Source organism: Streptomyces albireticuli (assembly GCF_002192455.1).
Classification (GTDB): Bacteria; Actinomycetota; Actinomycetes; order Streptomycetales; family Streptomycetaceae; genus Streptomyces; species Streptomyces albireticuli_B.
The window spans coordinates 3923522-3947165 of record NZ_CP021744.1; the positions used below are offsets into that span (position 1 = coordinate 3923522).

At 69.9% G+C, this 23644-nt stretch carries 20 protein-coding genes and 1 pseudogene; 12 read left to right on the plus strand and 9 right to left on the minus strand.

The window, feature by feature from the left end; translation table 11 throughout:
• The first annotated feature begins 37 nt into the window (after nt 1-37).
• The 6 genes from murJ (at nt 38) to trxA (ending at nt 7225) form a co-directional block, all read left to right on the plus strand.
• Nucleotides 38-2272: a murein biosynthesis integral membrane protein MurJ gene (gene murJ, locus SMD11_RS16830; RefSeq protein ID WP_087927243.1), complete on the plus strand. Its 2235-nt coding sequence runs from the start codon at nt 38-40 to the stop codon at nt 2270-2272.
• A gap of 109 nt (nt 2273-2381) precedes the next feature.
• Nucleotides 2382-4112, plus strand: a complete 1731-nt coding sequence (locus tag SMD11_RS16835) for a protein kinase family protein (RefSeq protein WP_087927244.1) — start codon at nt 2382-2384, stop codon at nt 4110-4112.
• A gap of 25 nt (nt 4113-4137) precedes the next feature.
• Complete coding sequence (gene sigM / locus SMD11_RS16840; protein WP_087927245.1) at nt 4138-4827, plus strand: RNA polymerase sigma factor SigM; 690 nt, start codon at nt 4138-4140, stop codon at nt 4825-4827.
• A complete protein-coding gene (locus SMD11_RS16845) occupies nt 4824-5759 on the plus strand; it encodes a hypothetical protein (RefSeq protein WP_087927246.1) in 936 nt (311 codons plus the stop codon). Before sigM ends, SMD11_RS16845 begins: the two co-directional genes overlap by 4 nt.
• 116 nt (nt 5760-5875) lie before the next feature.
• Complete coding sequence (trxB, locus tag SMD11_RS16850) at nt 5876-6844, plus strand: thioredoxin-disulfide reductase (RefSeq protein ID WP_087927247.1); 969 nt, start codon at nt 5876-5878, stop codon at nt 6842-6844.
• A 51-nt stretch (nt 6845-6895) separates the two neighbouring features.
• On the plus strand, nt 6896-7225 hold the full coding sequence (gene trxA / locus SMD11_RS16855; RefSeq protein WP_087927248.1) for a thioredoxin: 330 nt from the start codon (nt 6896-6898) through the stop codon (nt 7223-7225).
• A 94-nt stretch (nt 7226-7319) separates the two neighbouring features.
• Here the strand turns inward: trxA and SMD11_RS16860 are convergent, their stop codons facing one another.
• From SMD11_RS16860 to rpmH, 9 genes and pseudogenes are all read right to left on the minus strand, one after another.
• Nucleotides 7320-7937: a GNAT family N-acetyltransferase gene (locus SMD11_RS16860; RefSeq protein ID WP_087930556.1), complete on the minus strand. Its 618-nt coding sequence runs from the start codon at nt 7935-7937 to the stop codon at nt 7320-7322.
• A 301-nt stretch (nt 7938-8238) separates the two neighbouring features.
• A complete protein-coding gene (locus SMD11_RS16865; protein ID WP_087927249.1) occupies nt 8239-9339 on the minus strand; it encodes a ParB/RepB/Spo0J family partition protein in 1101 nt (366 codons plus the stop codon).
• Nucleotides 9336-10388, minus strand: coding sequence for a ParA family protein (locus tag SMD11_RS16870; RefSeq protein WP_087927250.1), 1053 nt, complete (start codon nt 10386-10388; stop codon nt 9336-9338). The genes SMD11_RS16865 and SMD11_RS16870 overlap by 4 nt, the downstream gene beginning before the upstream one ends.
• Before the next feature lie 308 nt (nt 10389-10696).
• Nucleotides 10697-11407 carry a 16S rRNA (guanine(527)-N(7))-methyltransferase RsmG gene (rsmG, locus tag SMD11_RS16875; protein WP_087927251.1) on the minus strand — a complete coding sequence of 237 codons (711 nt, stop codon included), beginning with the start codon at nt 11405-11407 and terminating at the stop codon, nt 10697-10699.
• A 129-nt stretch (nt 11408-11536) separates the two neighbouring features.
• Nucleotides 11537-12055, minus strand: a complete 519-nt coding sequence (locus SMD11_RS16880; protein WP_087930557.1) for a protein jag — start codon at nt 12053-12055, stop codon at nt 11537-11539.
• A gap of 14 nt (nt 12056-12069) precedes the next feature.
• The gene (yidC, locus tag SMD11_RS16885; RefSeq protein WP_087927252.1) at nt 12070-13164 is read right to left on the minus strand and encodes a membrane protein insertase YidC; all 1095 of its coding nucleotides are present in this window, start codon (nt 13162-13164) and stop codon (nt 12070-12072) included.
• 3 nt (nt 13165-13167) lie between these two features.
• A complete protein-coding gene (yidD, locus tag SMD11_RS16890) occupies nt 13168-13485 on the minus strand; it encodes a membrane protein insertion efficiency factor YidD (RefSeq protein WP_087927253.1) in 318 nt (105 codons plus the stop codon).
• A gap of 62 nt (nt 13486-13547) precedes the next feature.
• Nucleotides 13548-13916 (minus strand): annotated as a pseudogene (gene rnpA, locus SMD11_RS16895) (ribonuclease P protein component); the annotation flags it as partial.
• A 25-nt stretch (nt 13917-13941) separates the two neighbouring features.
• The gene (gene rpmH / locus SMD11_RS16900; RefSeq protein ID WP_003949374.1) at nt 13942-14079 is read right to left on the minus strand and encodes a 50S ribosomal protein L34; all 138 of its coding nucleotides are present in this window, start codon (nt 14077-14079) and stop codon (nt 13942-13944) included.
• Between the two features lie 426 nt (nt 14080-14505).
• On the opposite strand from rpmH, the gene dnaA reads away from it, so the two are divergent.
• The 6 genes from dnaA (at nt 14506) to gyrB (ending at nt 23634) form a co-directional block, all read left to right on the plus strand.
• A complete protein-coding gene (gene dnaA / locus SMD11_RS16905; protein ID WP_087927255.1) occupies nt 14506-16473 on the plus strand; it encodes a chromosomal replication initiator protein DnaA in 1968 nt (655 codons plus the stop codon).
• 848 nt (nt 16474-17321) lie between these two features.
• The gene (gene dnaN / locus SMD11_RS16915) at nt 17322-18452 is read left to right on the plus strand and encodes a DNA polymerase III subunit beta (RefSeq protein ID WP_087927256.1); all 1131 of its coding nucleotides are present in this window, start codon (nt 17322-17324) and stop codon (nt 18450-18452) included.
• A gap of 157 nt (nt 18453-18609) precedes the next feature.
• A complete protein-coding gene (gene gnd, locus SMD11_RS16920; protein ID WP_087927257.1) occupies nt 18610-19488 on the plus strand; it encodes a phosphogluconate dehydrogenase (NAD(+)-dependent, decarboxylating) in 879 nt (292 codons plus the stop codon).
• Between the two features lie 43 nt (nt 19489-19531).
• Nucleotides 19532-20656 (plus strand): DNA replication/repair protein RecF, encoded by a 1125-nt coding sequence (gene recF, locus SMD11_RS16925; RefSeq protein WP_087927258.1) that lies wholly within the window; start codon nt 19532-19534, stop codon nt 20654-20656.
• The gene (locus tag SMD11_RS16930; RefSeq protein WP_087927259.1) at nt 20653-21195 is read left to right on the plus strand and encodes a DUF721 domain-containing protein; all 543 of its coding nucleotides are present in this window, start codon (nt 20653-20655) and stop codon (nt 21193-21195) included. Before recF ends, SMD11_RS16930 begins: the two co-directional genes overlap by 4 nt.
• 393 nt (nt 21196-21588) lie before the next feature.
• Nucleotides 21589-23634, plus strand: a complete 2046-nt coding sequence (gene gyrB / locus SMD11_RS16935) for a DNA topoisomerase (ATP-hydrolyzing) subunit B (protein ID WP_087927260.1) — start codon at nt 21589-21591, stop codon at nt 23632-23634.
• Nucleotides 23635-23644: the final 10 nt, after the last annotated feature.

Sequence of the window (23644 nt, forward strand, 5' to 3'; positions counted from 1 at the left end):
GGGGCCGGCCGGCCGCGGACGATGAGGTGGGGTAGCGATGAACGCGCCGTACGACGGTGACCGCGGGCAGGGCTCGGGTGGTGAACAGCGGGGTCACTACCCGCCGCCTCCGCCTGCCCCGGACTCGCCCCGTCCGGGCCCGTACGCCCAGGACCCCTACCTCCGGGACGCCTACGCCTCCGAGCCGTACCCCGGGCAGGACCCGTCCGCCCAGGACCCGGTGAGCGACGCGCTGTACGACCGTGCCGCGCACCCGCCGCCCGGCACGTACCAGAACACCTACCCGCTGCACCAGCAGCCGACCGGCCCGCAGCACGGCCCCGACCCGCAGCTGTGGGCCCCGGCGCCGGCGCAGCAGCCCGGCCCCGGCCCCCGCCCGTACGGCGACGAGCCGACGACGCAGTTCGCCGGCATCGGCGCCCAGGCGTCGGACCAGCAGCCCGAACGGGACGCCTTCGCGCACCTGTACCGGGACCAGCAGCCGTACGAGCCGCAGCGCCCGTCCGGCCAGCCGATCCCGGGACCGGGGCACTACGCGGCCCAGCCGCCGCAGGGCCCGGCCCAGCCCGGCCCCGAGCCGGAGCCCACGCCCGTCCCCGAGGCCCCCGCGGCCCCGGCGGCGGCCAAGGGCGGCGGCAAGGCCGCGAGCCTGCTGAAGTCCAGCGCCGTGATGGCGGCGGGCAGCCTCGTCTCCCGCATCCTCGGCTTCGCCCGCAACCTCGTGATGGCCGCGGCCATCGGCGTCGGCACCCTCAACGACAGCTACCAGGTCGCCAACGTCCTGCCGACGATGATCTACATCCTGGTCGGCGGCGGCGCGCTCAACGCCGTGTTCATCCCGCAGCTGGTCCGCGCGATGAAGAACGACGACGACGGCGGCGAGGCGTACGCCAACCGGCTCCTCACCCTGGTCGTCGTCCTGCTCGCGGGCGTCACCACCGTCTGTGTCCTGGGAGCCCCGCTCCTCGTCCGGATGATGATGCCGGACAACGCCGACGACCCGGCCCAGATGGACGTGGCCGTCGCGTTCGCCCGCTACTGCCTGCCCACCATGTTCTTCATGGGCGTGCACGTCGTTCTCGGACAGATCCTGAACGCCCGCGGCAAGTTCGGCGCGATGATGTGGACCCCGGTCCTCAACAACATCGTCATCATCGCCACCTTCGGCGCCTTCATCTGGGTGTTCGGCATCTACAAGACCGGGGAGATGAGCCCCTCCGCCATCACCCCCGAGGGCATCCGGCTGCTGGGCATCGGCACCCTGCTGGGCCTCACGGTCCAGGCGCTCGCCATGCTCCCGTACCTCCGGGAGACCGGCTTCCGGCTCCGTCTGCGGTTCGACTGGCGCGGCCAGGGCCTCGGCAAGGCCGCGGGCCTGGCCAAGTGGACGCTGTTCTTCGTCCTCGCCAACCAGCTCGGCATGATCGTCGTCACCCAGCTCGCCACCCGGGCCGGCGCGACCGCGGATGGCCAGGGCCACTCCGGTACCGGCATCACGGCCTTCAACTACGCGCTCCAGCTCTGGCAGATGCCGCAGGCCATCATCACGGTCTCCGTGATGACCGCGGTGCTCCCCCGGATCTCCCGGGCCGCCCACGACGGCGACGTCTCGGCCGTGCGCGACGACCTCTCCCACGGTCTGCGCACCTCGGCCGTCGCGATCGTGCCCTGCGCCTTCGCCTTCCTCGCGCTCGGCGTCCCCATGTCCACGCTGATGTTCGGCACCTCCGACATCAACAGCGCCGTGAACATCGGTGTCATCCTGATGGCCTTCGGCCTCGGCCTGATCCCGTACTCCGCGCAGTACGTCATCCTCCGCGGCTTCTACGCCTACGAGGACACCCGCACCCCCTTCTACAACACGGTGATCGTCGCCGGCGTCAACGCCGCCGGCGCCGTCGCGAGCTTCCTGGTACTCCCCGCCCGCTGGGCCGTCGCCGGCATGGCCGCCTCGTACGGTCTCGCCTACGCCGTCGGTGTAGGCGTCGCGTGGCGCCGCCTGCGCACCCGGCTGGGCGGCGAGCTCGACGGCTCCCACGTCATCCGTACGTACGCCCGTCTCATCGGTGCCTGCATCCCCGCCGCGCTGATCGGTGGCGCCGTCGCTTACGGCATCGGTCAGCTGATCGGCCGGGGTTTCGCCGGATCCATCGCCTCTTTGACCGGCGGTGGCCTGATCCTGATCGCTGTCTTCTACATCGCCGCGAAGCGGATGCGCGTCGAGGAACTGACCGCCATGGTCGGTATGGTCCGCGGACGACTCGGACGCTGAGCCGAGCACAACCATCGCCCGCCGCCGCGTGTCGTGCATAGCGCCGGACTGTGGGCACAATTGTCTTGGCTGTGGACAGCTCGCAACGGATGGGGAGGCAGGAACGACGGTGGCGGAACGGAGCACAGCTGCCGTCGACGTGGCAGGCACCGGCGGCGACAAGCCGCTGACCGCCGAGGCGGGCAAGGCCACGGCCGACGGGGCGGAGACCGCGATCAAGCCCGACACGCAGAAGGACAGCGAGCCCGCGGAGCGGCGGGGCACCACGCGCGACGCCCGTTCCCCCGAGCTCCACAGCGGCCACAAGCTCGCCGGACGGTACCGCCTGGAGGAGTGCGTCACCCGTCTGGAGGGATTCAGCAGCTGGCGCGCGGTCGACGAGAAGCTCCGCCGCGCCGTGGGCGTCCATCTCCTCCCGGCGAGCCACCCGCGCTCCCGCCCGGTGCTCGCCGCGGCCCGCTCCGCCGCCCTGCTCGGCGACCCCCGCTTCGTCCAGGTCCTCGACGCCGTCGAGGAGAACGACCTCGTCTACGTCGTCCACGAATGGCTGCCCGACGCCACCGAGCTCAGCGCCGTCCTCTCCGCCGGCCCCATGGAGCCGCACGACGCCTACCAGCTCGTCAGCCAGGTGTCCCAGGCCATGGCCGCCGCCCACCGGGAGGGCCTGGCCCACCTCCGCCTCAACCCCGGCTCGGTGCTGCGCACCTCGACCGGCCAGTACCGCATCCGCGGTCTCGCCGTCATGGCCGCCCTGCGCGGCATCACCTCGGAGCACCCCCAGCGCACCGACACCGAGGCCATCGGCGCGCTCCTCTACGCCGCGCTCACCCAGCGCTGGCCGTACGAGAACAACGCCTACGGCCTGCCCGGCCTGCCCAAGGGCGTCGGCCTCATCGCCCCGGACCAGGTCCGGGCCGGCATCCACCGCGGCCTCTCCGAGCTCGCCATGCGCGCCCTCGTCAACGACGGGGCCACCGCCTCCCGGCAGGAGCAGCCCTGCGCCACGCCCGAGGAGCTGGCCAAGGCGGTCGCGGCGATGCCGCGCATCCGGCCACCGGAGACGCCCTTCGCCACTCCCCCCGGCGGCTACCAGCGCACGAACTACCACCAGGGTGCGTACGGTCAGCCGCCGACGCGCAACGGCGTCCCGGTGCAGCCGGCACCCGTCCCACCGCCCCCGCCGCTCCAGAGCCGCACCGGCCGTGCGCTCAAGTGGAGCGTCGCGGCGCTGCTCATCGCGGCACTGGGCCTGGGCAGCTGGCAGCTCGCGGACACGCTCCTGAAGACGGGCGAGCCGGACACGCCGCGCTCCACGTCGGCCAATGACGGCTCCTCGAAGAAGAACGAGCGGACGCTGGCCATCGAAGCCGCGAAGGAGTACGCGCCGGACGGCAAGTACCAGCACGCCGCGGACGTCGGGAACACCTACGACAAGGACGCCCGCACCGGCTGGTACTCCAGCTCCTTCTACAACGGCCCGGAGCTCGACCCGTCCTTCAAGCGCGGTGTCGGCATCGTCTACGACCTCGGGTCGAAGCAGAAGTTCAGCGGCGCCGAGGTGAAGCTCCAGTTCGGGGGCCCTCACACCGCCATCACGCTCTACGCGGCAGACGCGCTGAATCCCTCCACCCCGCTGGACGACATGCAGAAGCTGGCGTCCGGTAAGACGGACGACAAGCGGCTCAAGTTCACCGTCAAGAAGCCCACGGAGACCCGGTACGTCCTCCTCTGGATCACCGCCATGCCTCATGCCCCGGCGCAGAACGGCCCTTACAACTGGAGCGATCCCGGTTACAAGCAGGGCATCAATGACGTGAAGTTCAAGGGGCTGGCACACTAGCGGAGCCCGGGGAGGGGGACCCACATTGGACGACGTCACCCATGACGACCTGAGCGACGCCGACCTCCTCGCGAAGCACGTGGGCGGCGACCCCGATGCCTTCACGGAGCTCGTGCGGCGTCACCGTGACCGCCTCTGGGCCGTCGCGCTCCGCACCCTCGGCGACCGGGAAGAGGCCGCGGACGCCGTCCAGGACGCCCTGGTCTCCGCCTATCGCGCCGCGCACACCTTCCGCGGGCAGTCCGCCGTCACCACGTGGCTGCACCGCATCACCGTCAACGCCTGTCTGGACCGGGCCCGCAAGGCGGCCTCCCGGCGGACGGCGCCGCTCGCCGAGACCGAGCGGCTTGAGCAGTTGCTCGAACCCCATGAGTCCGCGGCCGCGCCCGCCGAGCGCGGCGATCTCCACCGTGAGCTGCTCCAGGCGCTGGCCACCCTTCCGCCGGACCAGCGGGCGGCCCTCGTCCTCGTCGATATGCAGGGCTATCCGGTCGCCGAGGCGGCGAGGGTTCTGGATGTCCCTGTGGGCACGGTGAAAAGCAGATGTGCGCGGGGCCGGGCACGGCTGCTGCCGATGCTCACCCATCTGCGCGCCGATGGTGGGGGTAGGCCGGCCCCCGGCGGGGGAAGGAACCGGTCGCAGAGCGCGTCCGTCCCACCACCGGCAGGACAGAGTGACGCAGATCCAGTGAAGGGTGGAGGTGGGCGAGCGTGACTTCGACGACCGGCACGGATGAGCACCCGGAGGTCGCGGAGATCTCCGCGCTCACCGAAGGTGTGCTGTCCCCGTCCAGGACCTCGGACCTCCGTCGGCACCTGGCCGACTGCGCCCTGTGCGAGGACGTACGGAGCTCGCTGGACGAGATCCGCGGGCTGCTGGGCACCCTGCCCGGGCCGCCTCGGATGCCCGCGGACGTCGCGGGCCGTATCGAGGCCGCCCTCGCCGCGGAAGCGCTCCTCGACTCGACATCGCCCGAGGCCGACTCCTGTGTTTCACGTGAAACGGTGGAGCCCGCGCCCGAGCCGGTGTCCCCCGAGCCTGTTTCACGTGAAACGGCGGACCGTCCCGCCGGACGCCCCCGGGCCGCCACCGGTCCCGGCCGGCAGACACCGGGCACCGGCAAGGCGGGCAGGACCCGGCGTTCCCGGCGCTGGCCGAGGGTCCTCCTCGGGAGTGCCTGCGCCGCCGCGGTGATCGGAGCCGGCAGCTTCTTCCTCCAGAGCGGGAACGACGGCGGCACGAGCGGGGCGGACGGTGGTCAGGAGAGTCCGCCGCCGGCGGTGGTCCTCGCCTCCGGTGAGCTGGGGACCCGGGTCCAGGACCTCCTGGGAAGGCCGTTCCAGAAGGCCGAGACACGAGGCATGAGCTCCGGGAACGGCGCCCCCGAGGAGACGGGGCACACCACGCTCAGCGCCCCGGGCGGTGCGCCGACCCCGTCCTGTGTGCGCGAGGGGATCGGCCGGGCGGAGACGGCGCTCGCCGCGGAGCCGGACTCCTACAACGGCCAGGACGTTCATCTGGTCGTCCTCCCGCACACGGGCGACACGACGCTGGTCGACGCCTATGTCGTCAGTTCGAGCTGTGTCACCGCGGCCCCGCCGTCCCCCGGAAAGGTGCTGGTGAAGCGCACTCTGCCGCGCTCCTGAGCCTGTCCAGGCCCAAGCTGTCACGTTTCGGGAATGCTCGCCCCTTAGGATCCGTTGGGTGGGGTGAACACCCCGCAAGGTCCCGAGACAGCAGTCGGCAGACAAGGAAGACTCCCGTGAGCGACGTCCGCAACGTGATCATCATCGGCTCCGGGCCCGCCGGCTACACGGCCGCGCTCTACACCGCCCGCGCTTCGCTGAAGCCGCTGGTCTTCGAGGGAGCCGTGACCGCAGGCGGCGCGCTGATGAACACCACCGACGTGGAGAACTTCCCCGGCTTCCGCGACGGCATCATGGGCCCGGACCTCATGGACAACATGCGCGCCCAGGCCGAGCGCTTCGGTGCCGAGCTGATCCCGGACGACGTCATCTCGGTCGACCTCAGCAATGAGATCAAGACCGTCACGGACTCCGCCGGCACCGTCCACCAGGCCAAGGCCGTGATCGTCACCACCGGCTCCCAGCACCGCAAGCTGGGCCTGCCCCGCGAGGACGAGCTGTCCGGCCGCGGTGTCTCCTGGTGCGCCACCTGTGACGGCTTCTTCTTCAAGGACCAGGACATCGCCGTCATCGGCGGCGGCGACACCGCGATGGAGGAGGCCACCTTCCTCTCCCGGTTCGCCAAGTCCGTCACCGTCGTCCACCGCCGTGACACCCTGCGCGCCAGCAAGGCCATGCAGGAGCGCGCCTTCGCCGACCCGAAGATCTCCTTCGTCTGGGACAGCGAGGTCGCCGAGATCCACGGCGAGAACAAGCTCTCCGGTCTCACCCTGCGCAACCTCAAGACCGACGAGACCTCCGAGCTCCCGGTGACCGGCCTCTTCATCGCGATCGGCCACGACCCGCGCACCGAGCTCTTCAAGGGCCAGCTGGACCTGGACGACGAGGGCTACCTCAAGGTCGAGGCCCCGTCGACGCGCACCAACCTGACCGGTGTCTTCGCCGCCGGTGACGTGGTGGACCACACCTACCGCCAGGCGATCACCGCCGCCGGCACCGGCTGCTCCGCCGCCCTCGACGCCGAGCGCTTCCTCGCCTCCCTCTCCCACAGCGAGCACGTTCGCGAGCCCGAGAAGACCGCCTGACCCACCCCCCACCCCACCACCCCCACACTGAGAAGACTTAAGGAGACCTCCGTGGCTCTCAAGACCGTGACCGACGCTTCCTTCGACGAGGACGTCCTCAAGAGCGACAAGCCCGTTCTGGTGGACTTCTGGGCCGACTGGTGCGGCCCGTGCCGCCAGATCGCCCCCTCCCTGGAGGCCATCGCCGCCGAGCACGGCGACAAGATCGAGATCGTCAAGCTGAACATCGACCAGAACCCGGGCACGGCCGCGAAGTACGGCGTCATGTCGATCCCGACCCTGAACGTCTACCAGGGCGGCGAGGTCGTCAAGACCATCGTCGGCGCCAAGCCCAAGGCCGCCATCGAGCGCGACCTGGACCCCTTCATCAGCGCCAAGTAAGACCCACCGCTGTTTCACGTGAAACGGCGGAACGAACAGGCCCGCCCCCTTCTCAGGGGCGGGCCTGTTCCGTCTCCACGACGCTGACCGGCGGCTAGAGCGGCCGGAGAGCGGGCTCCTTCTGCACCGCTCCCAGCAACCGGTCCAGAGCCAGCTCGACGTCTTCCTTCCAGGAGAGCGCCGTCCGGAGCTCCAGCCGGAGCCGGGGATAGCGGGGGTGCGGACGTACGGTCTTGAAGCCCACCGCCAGCAGATGATCCGCGGGCAGGACGCAGGCGGGCTCCTTCCAGCGGGCATCACCGAACGCCTCGATCGCCTTGAAGCCCCGTCGCAGGACGTCCTTGGCCACGGTCTGCACCATCATCCGGCCCAGCCCCTGCCCCTGATAGGCCGGAGCCAGCCAGGACGTCATCAGCTGGACGGCGTCCGCGGCGACCGGACTCGTGGAGAAGGTCGCCGAGCGGGGGACATAGGCGGGCGGGGCATAGAGCACAAAGCCCACCGGGACCTCGTCGACATAGACGACGCGACCGCAGGATCCCCATTCCAGCAGTACGGCCGAGATCCAGGCCTCTTTCTCCAGCTCCGGGCGTCCCGCCCTCAGCGCGGCCTCACCGCTGACCGGATCGAGCTCCCAGAAGACGCAGGCACGACAGCGTTGAGGAAGATCCGAGAGGTTGTCCAGCGTGAGCGGTACCAGCCGACGCCCCATGGAGCCCATTCCTCACTTCCGTCGTGTGTCACACGCCGGGCGGCGCTCAGCGCGCTCCGCTCCCTGAGGAGACTGCCGACGAATCCGCCGACTGCTCCCAGGCCGAAGCCTGTGGCCATCAGTCCGGTCCGGCTCACCGTTCGCATGGCCCCGCCCCTCCGTGAACTGTGTCCAACGTGGATGCGCCATACCCCAACGCATCGTATCCGGAGGGGCATTGACCGAGAAGCAGGGCAAGGAAAAGGGCGGGTGGTGTTCCACGTGAAACACCACCCGCCCTCCACGACTACCGCCGGCAGACCTACTCCGTGTCCTCGTCCTCACCGGAGAGCTTCTGCTCCAGCACCCGGCCCTCGCCGGGGGCGAGCGTGCCGAGAATGCGCTCCAGATCCTCCATCGAGGCGAACTCGACGACGATCTTGCCCTTCTTCTGGCCCAGGTCCACCTTCACCCGCGTCTCGAAGCGGTCCGAGAGCCGGGTGGCGAGACCGGTGAGCGCCGGGGAGACCCGGGCGCCCGCACGGGGACCCTTGGCCTTCGTCGAAGTCCGCGTCCCCTTCTTCCACAGGGTGGCGAGCTCCTCCACCGAGCGCACCGACAAGCCCTCGGTCACGATCCGGGTCGCCAGCCGGTCCTGCTCCGCGGCGTCGTCGATCGACAGCAGGGCCCTGGCGTGGCCGGCCGACAGCACACCCGCGGCGACCCTCGTCTGCACATCCGGCGGCAGCTTCAGCAGCCGGAGCGTGTTGGAGACCATCGAACGCGACCGGCCGATGCGGTCCGCCAGCTGGTCGTGCGTGCAGTTGAAGTCCTTGAGCAGCTGATCGTAGGCGGCCGCCTCCTCAAGGGGGTTCAGCTGAGCGCGGTGCAGATTCTCCAGCAGCGCGTCCAGCAGAAGCTTCTCGTCCTCGGTCGCCCGGACGATGGCGGGAATCGCCTTCAGCCCCGCCGCGCGGCAGGCCCGCCAGCGCCGCTCACCCATGATGAGCTCATAGCGCTCGGGAGCCAGCTGGCGGACGACCACCGGCTGGAGCAGCCCGACCTCGCTGATGGACGTGACGAGCTCGGCGAGAGCGTTCTCCTCGAAGTCCTCCCTGGGCTGCCTCGGGTTCGGGGTGATGGCGTCCAGCGGCAGCTCGGCGAAGTACGCCCCCGGGACCGGCTTCTCCACGGCATCCGTGTCCACCGCGGGGCTCACAGTCTCCGTTTCACGTGAAACAGGAACATCGGCCGCGGGCGGCCGAGAGACCTTGCCCGTCCCTCGTTCGGCCGTCAGCACCGGGATCGTCGTCGGGGACGTCGCACCGGGACCCACCGCCGGCCCGGCGTTGTCCGAGGCCTTGGGTGCGGCCGGGATCAGCGCTCCCAGTCCGCGGCCCAGTCCTCTACGTCGCTCACTCACTGAAGCCCCTCCGACATACTGTGCTGGTCTTGCTGTTGCTGGCGGCCCACCGTGTGGGCCTTACTGCCGTCGTAACGCACGCCGACCCCTCGCAGTGCGATCTCCCGGGCCGCCTCCAGGTAGGACAGCGCACCGGTGGAACCCGGGTCATAGGTGAGGACGGTCTGCCCGTAGCTGGGCGCCTCCGAGATGCGCACGGACCGGGGGATGCTGGTTCTCAGCACCTCGTGCCCGAAGTGGCTCCGGACCTCGTCGGCCACCTGCGAGGCCAGCCGGGTCCGGCCGTCGTACATCGTCAGCAGGATCGTCGACACATGGAGCTCGGGGTTCAGGTGTCCCCGTACCAGCTCGACATTGCGGAGCAGCTGCCCCAGGCCCTCCAGCGCGTAGTACTCGCACTGGATCGGGATCAGGACCTCCGCGCCGGCGACGAGGGCGTTGACCGTCAGCAGGCCGAGCGAGGGCGGGCAGTCGATGAGGATGTAGTCCAGCGGCTGCTCATAGGCCTTGATCGCCCGGTCGAGCCGGCTCTCACGGGCCACGAGGGAGACCAGCTCGATCTCGGCGCCCGCCAGGTCGATGGTGGCGGGCGCGCAGAAGAGGCCCTCCACATCGCGCACCGGCTGCACCACATCGGAGAGGGCCTTGCTGTCCACGAGGACGTCGTAGATCGACGGGACATCGGCGTGATGGTCGATGCCCAGCGCCGTGGAGGCATTGCCCTGGGGGTCCAGGTCGATGACCAGGACGCGGTTGCCGTGCAGAGCCAGCGAGGCCGCGAGGTTCACGGTCGTCGTGGTCTTGCCGACCCCGCCCTTCTGATTGGCGACCACCATCACCCGGGTCTTGTCCGGCCGGGGCATCGGCTGTGGTGGCGTTTCACGTGAAACAACCTCGCCCGTCGGCAGGTGACCGAGGTCGGCTACCGGTTGGGGGTCGGCGGGACGAGGACCGGGGACCGGGTCGGCCATCGGCCCCGCGATATTGGCGTCGGACCGCAAGGATTCACTCTCCTCGACTTCAGGCTCGCAATGGACAGAGCCTGCCATGGTTTCGGGGTCGTGAACCAGTGAGGCCCGTTCTCCTGTGGATGAATCCACCTGGCCTGTGGATGAACCCGGGTTTCGAGCCGTCCGGCGATCGCGCGGCTCGGCGTCCGCCCGGCCACGGCCGATGATTCCCTTGAGCAAGGAGCGACGTTTCACGTGAAACACGATGCACCGGACGCTCCGCTACCAGGCCACGACACTCCGCATTGCATAGGTTTGGCAGCTTGTATGGAGCATTGTCCGGTGACGGGCGGCCCGCCCTGTGGAGAACCGCCCGGTGCGGGGCCGCCGCCAGGCGGCCCGTTCCCTCAGCGCCGGCGGCGCGAGCGGCCGGCGGCCTTCGCGCGCTTGGCCGCGAAGCGCACCCCGCCGGGGCTCTCCCCGACCTCGACGCGCACGACCGTGGACATCGGGTCCACGATGCCCTCGCCTACCTGGAGCACCGAGGTCCGCACGACACCGAGCTTGCTCAGCGCGGCACGGGCCCCCTTGAGCTCCTCCTCGGCTGTGTCGCCCTTGAGGGCCAGCATCTCGCCGTAGGGGCGCAGCAGCGGCACACCCCAGCCGGCCAGCCTGTCCAGCGGAGCCACCGCCCGGGCCGTCACCACGTGCACCGGCTGGACCTTGCCGAGCATCTCCTCGGCGCGGCCGCGGACGACCGTGACATGGTCCAGGCCCAGCAGCTCGACGACCTCCTGGAGGAACGTCGTACGGCGCAGCAGCGGCTCCAGGAGCGTGATCTGGAGGTCGGGACGCACCAGGGCCAGCGGGATACCGGGCAGCCCGGCGCCCGAGCCCACATCGCACACCGAGACGCCGTCCGGCACGGCCTCGGAGAGCACCGCGCAGTTCAGCAGGTGCCGCTCCCAGAGCCGCGGAACCTCACGAGGCCCGATCAGGCCACGCCGTACGCCCGCGTCCGCGAGCAGCTCCGCGTACCGGATGGCCTCTGGCAGGCGGTCGCCGAAGACCTCCTGCGCCTCCGGTGGCGCCGGGGGGAGCTCCGCTGCCTCTTCCACGGGGAACCGTCCTTCCGTACGACGTCTCTCTGAAAGTCAGAGTCTGAATATCAGGCTGACAAGGATCGGCCCCGCCTGCGAGCAGACGGGGCCGGACACACCTAGAAGCGGGATCTAGAAGGGCTGGATTCAGGCCGGGAGGACAACCACGCGGCGCTGCGGCTCCTCGCCCTCGGACTCGCTGCTCAGACCGGCGGCGGCCACGGCGTCGTGGACGACCTTGCGCTCGAACGGCGTCATCGGGTCGAGCCTGACCGCCTGGCCCGTGCTCTTCGCCTCCTCGGCCGCCTTGGCGCCGACCTGCGCGAGCTCCTCGCGCTTACGGGCGCGGAAGCCGGCGATGTCGAGCATGAGGCGGCTGCGGTCGCCGGTCTCCCGGTTCACGGCGAGCCGGGTGAGCTCCTGGAGCGCCTCCAGCACCTCACCGTCGCGACCGACCAGCTTCTGGAGGTCACGGCTGGTCGAGTCGCTGATGATCGACACCGCGGCACGGTCGGCCTCGACATCCATGTCGATGTCGCCGTCGAGGTCGGCGATGTCCAGCAGCCCCTCGAGGTAGTCGGCCGCGATCTCGCCTTCCTGCTCCAGGCGGGACAGGGTGTCGGTGCCCTCGGCGGCGGCACCGGTCTGAGGCTGCGTGTCCGTCACGGTGGACTCCTTCGTCACTTCTTGGTCGGGTGCTTGGGCCGCTGCGGGCCGCCCTTGCGCTGCCCGGACTTGGCACTGCGGGCGGAGCCGCCGCCGGCCTGCTTGGGCTTGGGCTTGGCGTCCTCGGGCTTCTGCTTCTCCAGCGAGGTCTTGCCGGCCTCGGCGGGCGGGGTGGTGCCGGCGAGCTGGCGCTTGGCCTTCGGCTGCCGCTTGGGCTGCTGCCGGTTGGCGCGGGCGACCTCGGCCGCCTTCTTCGACTCGACCTCCGCCGGGTCCTCCTTCAGCTTGCCCTTGGCCCGCAGCCGGTCCTGGCGCTGGGTGAAGGCGATGCTGCCCGGGGTGGGGTTACGGCGGATGACGAACATCTGCTGGCCCAGGGTCCACACGTTGGTGGTCAGCCAGTAGACGAGGACACCGACCGGGAAGTTGATACCGAAGACGGCGAACATCACCGGGAAGACGTACATCAGCATCTTCTGCTGCTGCATGAACGGCGTCTTCACCGTGAGGTCGACGTTCTTCGTCATCAGCTGGCGCTGGGTGTAGAACTGCGACAGCGACATCAGAACGATCATGATGACCGTGACGACGCGGACGTCCGTCAGCGTGGCGCCGAGCTTCTCGACCTTGGACGCGGAGTCCATGAACTTCACGGAGAGCGGGGCACCGAAGATGTGCGCCGACCGCGCGCTGTCGAGCAGCGACTTGTCGATGACACCGACCGTCTTGCCCTGCGCGATGTGGTTCAGGACCTGGTACAGCGAGATGAAGAAGGGCGACTGGGCCAGGATCGGGAGACAGCTCGAGAGAGGGTTGGTGCCCGTCTCCTTGTAGAGCTTCATCATCTCTTCGGACTGGCGCTGCTTGTCGCTCTTGTACCGCTCCTGGATCGCCTTCATCTTCGGCTGGAGCGCCTGCATGTTCCGCGTCGCCTTGATCTGCTTCACGAAGAGCGGGATCAGGCAGATACGGATCAGGACCACCAGCGAAACAATGGACAGACCCCACGCCCAGCCGCTGTCCTCGTCGAAGACCAGGCTGTACAGCGAGTGGAACTGGACGATGATCCAGGAAACTGCGGTATAGAGAGGACCGAGGATCGTGTCCACGAATCAGGCTCCTTGGGCGTTGGGCTGGGTCTCGGGCTGCGCGGCGGGCTCCGCGAGGGGGTGCCCACCCAGTCGGCTCCTCAGCCGCTGGTGCCAGACCGGACGCTTCCGGGGAGGGACGTGGTCGACGCCACCGAGCGACCACGGGTTGCAGCGCAGGATGCGCCAGGCCGTCAGCGCCGTTCCTTTGACCGCGCCGTGCACGGAGATGGCCTTGTAGCCATAGTGCGAGCACGACGGGTAGTACTTGCAGACCGGGCCCAGGAGTGGGCTGATGGTCCACTGGTAGAGCTTGATCAACCACAGCAGCGGGTACTTCACCGTGCGCTCCCTCCCGGGCCTCGGCCAGGGTTCCGGGGGGTGTCCCCCGGGGGACCGGAACAGCGCGGCGCCCCTCCCAGCAGCCGCTGAAGCGCGGTGTCGAGATCACGGGCCAGCTGATCGTGGTCCGCCTCGCCCGCGCCGGGCAAGGCCCGTACGACCACAAGGCTACCGGCGGGCAGCTGATCCAGCCGGTCACGCATCAGGTGGCGCAGTCTCCGCTTCACCAGATTGCGGACGACGGCGATGCCCACGGCCTTGCTCACGACGAAACCCGCACGCGCCTGGGGAACACTCTCCCCAGGCGTGTGCGGGTCCGTGGAACCTGCGCGTAGGTGGACGACGAGGAGCGGGCGGCCGGCCCGGCGCCCTCGGCGAACCGCGGTCGCAAAGTCCTCGCGCCGCCTCAGCCGAGACTCGGAAGGCAGCACGTCATGGACCTTGACGTCAGGATGATCAGGCCGACAGGCGGGCGCGACCCTTGCCACGGCGGGACGCGAGGATCGCGCGGCCGGCACGGGTGCGCATGCGCAGGCGGAAACCGTGGGTCTTCGCGCGACGACGGTTGTTCGGCTGGAAGGTGCGCTTGCTCACTCGGGGGCTCCAGAAATGAATCGTGTGATGGCGGGACATCGCCTGGCTGTCACCGTGCGCCCACGAGAAGCTCGCAATACGCCCGAGTGCACCGCTTCATGACCACCTCCCCGAAGGGGAAGCGGCCGTTGCCCATCGGAGGCAGGCGGCAGCAGCCATCGACAACTCGACCTGGTCACGGTACGCGCGGCTACGCCATTCGGTCAAACCGGCAGTGCACCAGGGATACACCGTAGCGTCCCGCAGGGCGGTGAGTCGCCACGCCCCGCCTCATGGCACATTTGTACACACCCTGTGGACAACGACTTGAACCACGCACCTCGGCCTGACTACCGTGGCTCAACTCCGAATCCTTCCCGACCGTCCCGAGAACCACACATTCGTGGGACTCCAGGGTTCCCCCCAGTGACTGAGAGAGCGTGCCCTGTGGCTGACCTGCCCGCCGATCTTGCCGCAGTGTGGCCGCGCGTGCTCGAACAGCTCCTGGGCGAAGGCCGGGGCCAGGGCGTGGAGAGCAAGGACGAGCACTGGATCAAGCGGTGCCAGCCGCTCGCGCTGGTGGCCGACACCGCCCTGCTCGCCGTGCCCAACGAATTCGCCAAGGGCGTCCTGGAGGGCCGGCTCGCGCCGATCGTCAGCGAGACGCTGAGCCGCGAGTGCGGCCGCCCCATCCGGATCGCGATCACCGTCGACGAATCCGCCGGTGAGCCCCCCGCCGAGCGCCCCCAGGCCCCCCAGCAGTCGCGCTACGACGAGCCGGGCGGCGCCCACCAGGGCGGCCAGGGCCGCGACGCCTACGACCAGCGTGACGCGCGCGACGGCCGGGACGGCTACGAGACCTACGAGAACCACGGCGGCTACGACGGCCGGGAGAGCTACGGCCGCCAGGCCCAGGGCGAGGACCTCCCGTCCGTACGCCCCGCCTACCCCGACTACCAGCAGCCCCGGAGCGAGCCGGGCGCCTGGCCCCGCCACTCCGGCCCGTCCGGCCCCGCCGGGGACCGTGGGGAGCGCGGCGAGCGCGGTGACCGGAGCGACCGCGGAGACCGCCCGGAGCGTGGTGACCGTCCGGACCGGGGCGACTACGGCTGGCAGCAGCAGCGCCTCGGCGGCTTCCAGGACGGCGAGCGCGACCCGTACGCGACCCAGCACGGCTCCTCCTACGAGCAGCAGCCGTACGAGCAGCAGCAGCCGGACTACCGCTCGCAGCCGCCGGAGCGCCAGCCGTACGAGCCCCAGCAGCGCCGCGAGCTGCCCGACAGCCACTCCCGCGGCGGCGGCCAGGGCGGGCGCCCCAAGCCCGGCGGTGCCCCCGGCCCGCTCGGCGCGCAGCCCGCGCCCGCGGCCGGCCCCGGTGAGCCGACGGCCCGGCTGAACCCGAAGTACCTCTTCGACACGTTCGTCATCGGCGCGTCCAACCGCTTCGCGCACGCCGCCGCGGTCGCGGTGGCCGAGGCGCCGGCCAAGGCGTACAACCCCCTCTTCATCTACGGCGAGTCGGGGCTGGGCAAGACCCACCTGCTGCACGCCATCGGGCACTACGCGCGGAGCCTCTACCCGGGCACGCGCGTGCGCTACGTGAGCTCCGAGGAGTTCACCAACGAGTTCATCAACTCCATCCGCGACGGCAAGGCGGACGCGTTCCGCAAGCGCTACCGCGACATGGACATCCTGCTGGTCGACGACATCCAGTTCCTGGCGAGCAAGGAGTCGACGCAGGAGGAGTTCTTCCACACCTTCAACACGCTCCACAACGCCAACAAGCAGATCGTGCTGTCCTCCGACCGGCCGCCCAAGCAGCTGGTGACCCTGGAGGACCGGCTGCGGAACCGCTTCGAGTGGGGCCTGATCACGGACGTCCAGCCGCCCGAGCTGGAGACGCGCATCGCGATCCTGCGCAAGAAGGCGGTCCAGGAGCAGCTGAACGCTCCGCCGGAGGTCCTGGAGTTCATCGCGTCCCGGATCTCGCGGAACATCCGTGAGCTGGAGGGCGCGCTGATCCGGGTGACGGCGTTCGCGAGCCTGAACCGCCAGCCGGTGGACCTCGGCCTCACCGAGATCGTCCTCAAGGACCTCATCCCGGGCGGCGAGGACGCCTCCCCGGAGATCACCGCGCCGGCCATCATGGCGGCGACGGCCGACTACTTCGGGCACACCGTCGAGGACCTGTGCGGAGCCTCGCGCAGCCGGGTGCTGGTGACGGCCCGGCAGATCGCCATGTACCTCTGCCGCGAGCTGACGGACCTGTCGCTGCCGAAGATCGGCGCGCAGTTCGGCGGCCGCGACCACACGACCGTGATGCACGCGGACCGCAAGATCCGCGCGCTGATGGCCGAGCGGCGCTCCATCTACAACCAGGTGACGGAGCTGACGAACCGCATCAAGAACGGCTGAGACAGACCGCGGAAGCACCGCTGAGGGCGCTTCGGGAGGCTTCCCGGAGCGCCTTTTCGCGGTCCTGCGGACGGTCCGGAGGGCGCCGCGGCCGTCGCGGGGCAGGAGCTCTGTTCGAATACGGAAGCCCGGCCGCCGGTTCTCCACAGATTTCCGGCCGACCGGCTGTCCACACCCTGGGGACGGCGAAGTTGTCCATAGGCTGTCCACAGCCGGGGCTGTTGATAGGCCATCAGGGGAGGTCAGCGGCGTGTGGATTTGTGGCTGACGGGATTCCACAGCCTGTGGACGACGGGATCACCCACAAGGCCCATCGAAAGTTGTCCACCGGCCGCCCACAGGGAAGTGGATGTTGTACACAGCCTGTCCACACCCCTGTCCACTGTTCGGTAACGAAACACCCCTGCTCACCGGCGCGAGTGAAAGGCGTCACACGAAGTTGCCGGGTTGGGCTGTGGGGAACCTGGGTAAAACTGGGGACAGCCCTGGGGAGAAGTACCCCCTGCCTGTGCACGGGGTGTGCAGAACTTTCCCCGGTCCACAGACCACCCCGCTTTTCCACCGCCGCCACCCACAGGCCCGGTGGACAAAAAATTGGGTCTGACCTGCGCAAAGGCGGTTTTCCACCGTTTCCACAGGCCCTACTACTACGACCACAGAGATCTAGCGGGGAACTGGTTTCGAAGTGGCTCCTGTGCACAACTCGGCCGCGGGCCGCGCCACGCCCTCCGACCCGACTTGACCCCGAGACGCACGAGCTGTCAGCGGTGTACGTCAGACTGGTCTCCGGCAAGCAGCCGACGAAGAAGCCAGCAGGGCGAGCCAGCAACAAGCAGGAGGCGGTTCCGGTGAAGATCCGGGTGGAGCGCGATGTACTCGCGGAGGCAGTGGCCTGGGCGGCCCGCAGCCTCCCGGCCCGTCCGCCGGTGCCCGTCCTCGCGGGCCTGCTGCTGAAGGCGGAGGACGGCTCCCTGAGCCTCTCCGGCTTCGACTACGAGGTCTCGGCCCGCGTCTCCGTCGACGCGGACGTGGAGGAGGACGGCACCGTCCTCGTCTCCGGCCGGCTCCTCGCCGACATCTGCCGCGCGCTTCCCAACAGGCCTGTGGAGATCTCCACCGACGGCGTGCGCGTCACCGTCGTCTGCGGCTCCTCGCGATTCACACTCCACACCCTGCCTGTGGAGGAATACCCGGCGCTGCCGCAGATGCCGACCGCCACGGGCACCGTCCCGGGCGAGGTCTTCGCCGCCGCCGCCGCACAGGTCGCCATCGCCGCCGGCCGTGACGACACGCTGCCGGTGCTCACCGGTGTCCGCATCGAGATCGAGGGCGACACCGTCACCCTGGCCTCCACCGACCGCTACCGCTTCGCGGTCCGCGAGTTCATGTGGAAGCCCGAGACGCCGGACATCTCCGCGGTCGCCCTGGTGCCCGCCAAGACGCTCCTGGACACCGCCAAGTCGCTCAGCGGCGGCGACACCGTCTCGATCGCCCTGTCCGGCTCCGGCGCGGGCGAGGGCCTCATCGGCTTCGAGGGCGCCGGCCGCCGCACCACCACGCGACTGCTCGAGGGCGACCTGCCGAAGTACCGCACGCTCTTCCCGACGGAGTTCAACTCCATCGCCGTGATCGAGACCGCGCCGTTCGTCGAGGCCGTCAAGCGCGTCGCGCTCGTCGCCGAGCGGAACACCCCGGTCCGGCTGAGCTTCGAGCAGGGCGTCCTCATCCTGGAGGCCGGCTCCAGCGACGACGCACAGGCTGTGGAGCGCGTCGACGCCCAGCTCGACGGCGACGACATCTCGATCGCCTTCAACCCCGGCTTCCTGCTGGAGGGCCTCTCCGCGATCGACTCCCCGGTCGCCCAGCTGTCCTTCACGACCTCCACCAAGCCCGCCCTGCTCAGCGGCAAGCCCGCGCTGGACGCCGAGGCGGACGACGCGTACAAGTACCTGATCATGCCGGTGCGGCTGTCGGGCTGACCGAGTCCGAAGCGGCCGAAGCCGTGAGGAGGAGTGGGTCGGCCGCGCACGGTCGGCCCACTCACCCGTTGAGCGGCTGAGCCCACAGCTGTGCACGGACCCTCGGGCGTAGGCTCGGACCCAGGCACGCACGCAATCAAGGCATAGAGGATCACCCATGGAGCTCGGTCTCGTCGGTCTCGGCAAGATGGGCGGCAACATGCGCGAGCGCATCCGCCGCGCAGGCCACACCGTCATTGGATACGACCGCAATGCGGACCTCGCGGATGTCCACAGCCTCCAGGAGCTTGTGGATTCCCTGAAGGGTCCGCGCGTCGTCTGGGTCATGGTCCCGGCCGGCGCCGCCACCCAGTCCACGATCGACGAGCTCGGTGAGCTGCTCTCCCCCGGCGACGTCGTCGTCGACGGCGGAAACTCCCGCTGGACGGACGACGAGAAGCACGCCGAGGAGCTCGCGGCCAAGGGCATCGGCTTCGTCGACTGCGGCGTCTCCGGTGGCGTCTGGGGCCTGGAGAACGGCTACGCCCTGATGTACGGCGGCGACGCCGACAACGTCGCGAAGGTCCAGCCGATCTTCGACGCGCTCAAGCCCGAGGGCGACTTCGGCTCCGTCCACGCGGGCAAGGTCGGCGCGGGCCACTTCGCCAAGATGGTCCACAACGGCATCGAGTACGCCATGATGCAGGCGTACGCCGAGGGCTGGGAGCTGCTGGAGAAGGTCGACTCGGTCACCGACGTCCGCGAGGTCTTCCGCAGCTGGCAGGAGGGCACGGTCATCCGTTCCTGGCTGCTCGACCTGGCCGTCAACGCCCTGGACGACGACGAGCACCTGGACAAGCTGCGCGGCTACGCGGCCGACTCCGGCGAGGGCCGCTGGACGGTCGAGGCCGCGATCGACAACGCCGTGCCGCTGCCCGCGATCACCGCGTCGCTCTTCGCCCGCTTCGCGTCCCGCCAGGACGACTCGCCCCAGATGAAGATGATCGCCGCGCTGCGGAACCAGTTCGGCGGCCACGCGGTCGAGAACAAGAAGTAAGCACCACTTCGCAGGAACAGCCGGGAGAGGTCGGCGCGCCCCCATGCATGTATCGCATCTGTCGCTGGCCGACTTCCGCTCGTACGCCCGGGTCGAGGTCCCGCTCGACCCGGGCGTCACGGCCTTCGTCGGGCCCAATGGCCAGGGGAAGACGAATCTCGTCGAGGCCATCGGCTATCTGGCGACGCTCGGCAGCCACCGGGTCTCCTCCGACGCACCCCTGGTGCGGATGGGCGCCGACCGCGCCATCGTCCGCGCCGCGGTCGTCCAGGGGGACCGGCAGCAGCTGATAGAGCTGGAGCTGAACCCGGGCCGGGCGAACCGGGCCCGGATCAACCGCTCCTCCCAGGTCAGACCCCGCGACGTCCTCGGCATCGTGCGGACGGTCCTGTTCGCCCCCGAGGACCTGGCCCTGGTCAAGGGCGACCCCGGCGAGCGCCGCCGCTTCCTCGACGAGCTGATCACCGCCCGCTCGCCGCGCATGGCGGGCGTCCGCTCCGACTACGACCGCGTCCTCAAGCAGCGCAACACCCTGCTGAAGAGCGCGGCCATGGCCCGCCGCCACGGCGGCCGCGGCCTGGACCTCTCCACCCTCGACATCTGGGACCAGCACCTGGCCCGCGCCGGCGCGGAGCTGCTGGACCGCCGTCTCGATCTGATCGCCACCCTGCGGCCGCTGGCCGAGAAGGCGTACGAGCAGCTGGCGCCCGGCGGCGGCCCCGTCTCCTTCGAGTACCGCGGGCCCGACGCCCTGGCCGGCGCCCACACCCGCGAGGAGCTCTACGAAGCGCTGCTCACGGCCCTCGCCGAGGTCCGCAAGCAGGAGATCGAGCGCGGTGTGACACTGGTCGGACCGCACCGCGACGAGCTGCTCCTCCAGCTCGGCCGGCTCCCCGCCAAGGGATACGCGAGCCACGGCGAGTCCTGGTCGTACGCCCTGGCGCTGCGGCTGGCCTCGTACGAGCTGCTGCGCGCCGAGGGTAACGAACCGGTCCTCGTGCTCGACGACGTCTTCGCCGAGCTGGACGCCAGGCGCCGCGAGCGGCTGGCCGAGCTGGTCGCCCCCGGCGAGCAGGTGCTGGTGACGGCCGCGGTCGACGACGACGTGCCGGACGTCCTGGTGGGCGCGCGGTACGCGGTCTCGGAAGGCGTGGTGGAACGGCTGTGAGCGACGGCGGCGAGAAGGACCCGAAGGCTTCCAAGACGCCGGAGCCTTCCGGCGTCGACCTGGCGCGGGTGGCGCTGCGGGCCGCCAAGGAGCAGGCCCGGGCGCGGGGCAACGCCGCCCAGCAGAAGAAGCAGGCGCGCCGTGGCGGCCTGCGCTCCGGCGCGCGGGCGGACGGGCGCGACCCCCTGCCGCTGGGCGCCGCCATCAACCGGCTGATCACCGAGCGCGGCTGGGAGACGCCCGCGGCCGTCGGCGGTGTGATGGGCCGCTGGCCGCAGATGGTGGGGCCGGAGGTCGCCCTGCACTGCGAGCCGCAGAAGTACGACGAGGACGCGCGGGTGCTGACCGTGCAGTGCGACTCGACGGCCTGGGCGACCCAGCTGCGGCTGCTGGCCCCCCAGCTGGTGGCCCGGCTCAACGCCGACCTGGGCCAGGGCACCGTCAAGATGATCAAGGTGCTGGGTCCGGGCGGTCCCGCCCGCCGGTACGGCCCGCTGCGCGCGCCCGGGAGCACGGGCCCCGGCGACACCTACGGATGACGCGGCCGGGGCGGCGCCGGCCGTTCCGCACGTCCGCCCTGCTCACGGCCCGTCCGAGGCCGTCCCGCACCCATCGCGCGCCCGGCGCCCGCGCGGGATCGCGACACACCGGGGCCGGTGCTCCGCGCACGGTAGCGGGCGGTTGACAGCCCGAAGCGCTGAGTGCCGCTGTGAGCCTCTTAGAGCCCGGGTCCACATATAGGGAGTCGGCTGATGCCGGTTCAGGGCGGCACGTGAGGACTCAGGCACCGCCAAACCCCCATTCATGTCAGTGCTACCGGTAGACTGGTGACAATCCCGCCGGTTCGCGGGACACGTCGACCAACGCAGAACGACGCAGCCGCTCCTGCCTGCTCCGGGTGGGGTCTCCCCGCCGTAGGCAGGGGAGGGCCTGTGCTGTGCCAGAAAGGGCGCTTCGTGGCCGATTCCGGCAACCCCAACGAGAACACCACCCCCTCCACGGCCGAGGACGCCGTCACCGGCGCCGTCGCCGGCGAGACGTCGTACGACGCCAGTGCGATCACCGTGCTGGAGGGACTGGACGCGGTCCGCAAGCGACCCGGTATGTACATCGGCTCGACCGGTGAGCGTGGCCTCCACCACCTCGTCTACGAGGTCGTGGACAACTCCGTCGACGAGGCCCTGGCGGGCCACGCGGACACCATCGATGTGACGATCCTTCCCGACGGCGGTGTGCGCGTCGTGGACAACGGCCGAGGCATCCCGGTCGGCATCGTCCCCTCCGAGGGCAAGCCCGCCGTCGAGGTCGTGCTGACCGTCCTGCACGCGGGCGGCAAGTTCGGCGGCGGCGGCTACGCCGTCTCCGGTGGTCTGCACGGCGTCGGCGTCTCGGTCGTCAACGCCCTGTCGACGCGCGTCGCGGTCGAGGTCAGGACCGACGGCTACCGCTGGACGCAGGACTACAAGCTCGGTGTCCCCACGGCCCCCCTCCAGAAGAACGAGGCGACCGACGAGACGGGCACCTCGGTCACCTTCTGGGCCGACGGCGACATCTTCGAGACGACCGAGTACTCCTTCGAGACGCTGTCGCGGCGCTTCCAGGAGATGGCGTTCCTCAACAAGGGCCTGCGGATCTCGCTGACGGACACCCGCGTCGACCACGTCGACGAAGAGGGCAAGCCGCTCAAGGTGGACTACCACTACGAGGGCGGCATCGTCGACTTCGTGAAGTACCTCAACTCGCGCAAGGGCGAGCTGATCCACCCGACCGTCATCGACATCGAGGCCGAGGACAAGGAGCGCATGCTCTCGGTCGAGATCGCGATGCAGTGGAACAGCCAGTACAGCGAAGGTGTCTACAGCTTCGCCAACACCATCCACACCCACGAGGGCGGTACGCACGAGGAGGGCTTCCGCGCGGCCCTGACCGGTCTGATCAACCGGTACGCCCGCGACAAGAAGCTGCTCCGCGAGAAGGACGACAACCTCACGGGTGAGGACATCCGCGAGGGTCTGACCGCGATCATCTCCGTCAAGCTCGGCGAGCCGCAGTTCGAGGGCCAGACGAAGACGAAGCTCGGCAACACCGAGGCGAAGACCTTTGTGCAGAAGGTCGCCCACGAGCACCTCACGGACTGGCTGGACCGCAACCCCAACGAGGCCGCGGACATCATCCGCAAGTCCATCCAGGCGGCGACGGCCCGCGTCGCGGCCCGCAAGGCCCGTGACCTCACCCGCCGCAAGGGCCTGCTGGAGTCGGCGTCGCTGCCGGGCAAGCTCAGCGACTGCCAGTCCAACGACCCGACGAAGTGCGAGATCTTCATCGTCGAGGGTGACTCCGCCGGCGGCTCGGCCAAGTCCGGCCGTAACCCGCAGTACCAGGCGATCCTCCCGATCCGCGGCAAGATCCTCAACGTCGAGAAGGCGCGGATCGACAAGATCCTCCAGAACACCGAGGTCCAGGCCCTGATCTCGGCCTTCGGCACCGGTGTGCACGAGGACTTCGACATCGCGAAGCTCCGCTATCACAAGATCATCCTGATGGCGGACGCCGACGTCGACGGTCAGCACATCAACACCCTGCTGCTCACCTTCCTCTTCCGCTTTATGCGGCCGCTGGTCGAGGCCGGGCACGTCTACCTCTCCCGCCCCCCGCTGTACAAGATCAAGTGGGGCCGGGACGACTTCGAGTACGCGTACTCCGACCGCGAGCGCGACGCCCTGATCCAGCTCGGCCGGGAGAACGGCAAGCGGATCAAGGACGACTCGGTCCAGCGCTTCAAGGGTCTCGGTGAGATGAACGCCGAGGAGCTGCGCGTCACCACGATGGACGTCGACCACCGCGTGCTCGGCCAGGTCACCCTGGACGACGCCGCGCAGGCGGACGACCTGTTCTCGGTGCTCATGGGCGAGGACGTCGAAGCACGGCGCTCCTTCATCCAGCGCAACGCCAAGGACGTCCGCTTCCTCGACATCTGAGCCTGTCGGC

Excerpts from the sequence above, each read along its gene's own strand:
- murJ (WP_087927243.1), top strand. The coding sequence starts at position 38 with ATGAACGCGCCGTACGACGGTGACCGCGGGCAGGGCTCGGGTGGTGAA.
- SMD11_RS16860 (WP_087930556.1), bottom strand. The coding sequence starts at position 7,937 with ATGGGGCGTCGGCTGGTACCGCTCACGCTGGACAACCTCTCGGATCTT.
- SMD11_RS16870 (WP_087927250.1), bottom strand. The coding sequence starts at position 10,388 with ATGGCAGGCTCTGTCCATTGCGAGCCTGAAGTCGAGGAGAGTGAATCC.
- gnd (WP_087927257.1), top strand. The coding sequence starts at position 18,610 with ATGGAGCTCGGTCTCGTCGGTCTCGGCAAGATGGGCGGCAACATGCGC.
- recF (WP_087927258.1), top strand. The coding sequence starts at position 19,532 with ATGCATGTATCGCATCTGTCGCTGGCCGACTTCCGCTCGTACGCCCGG.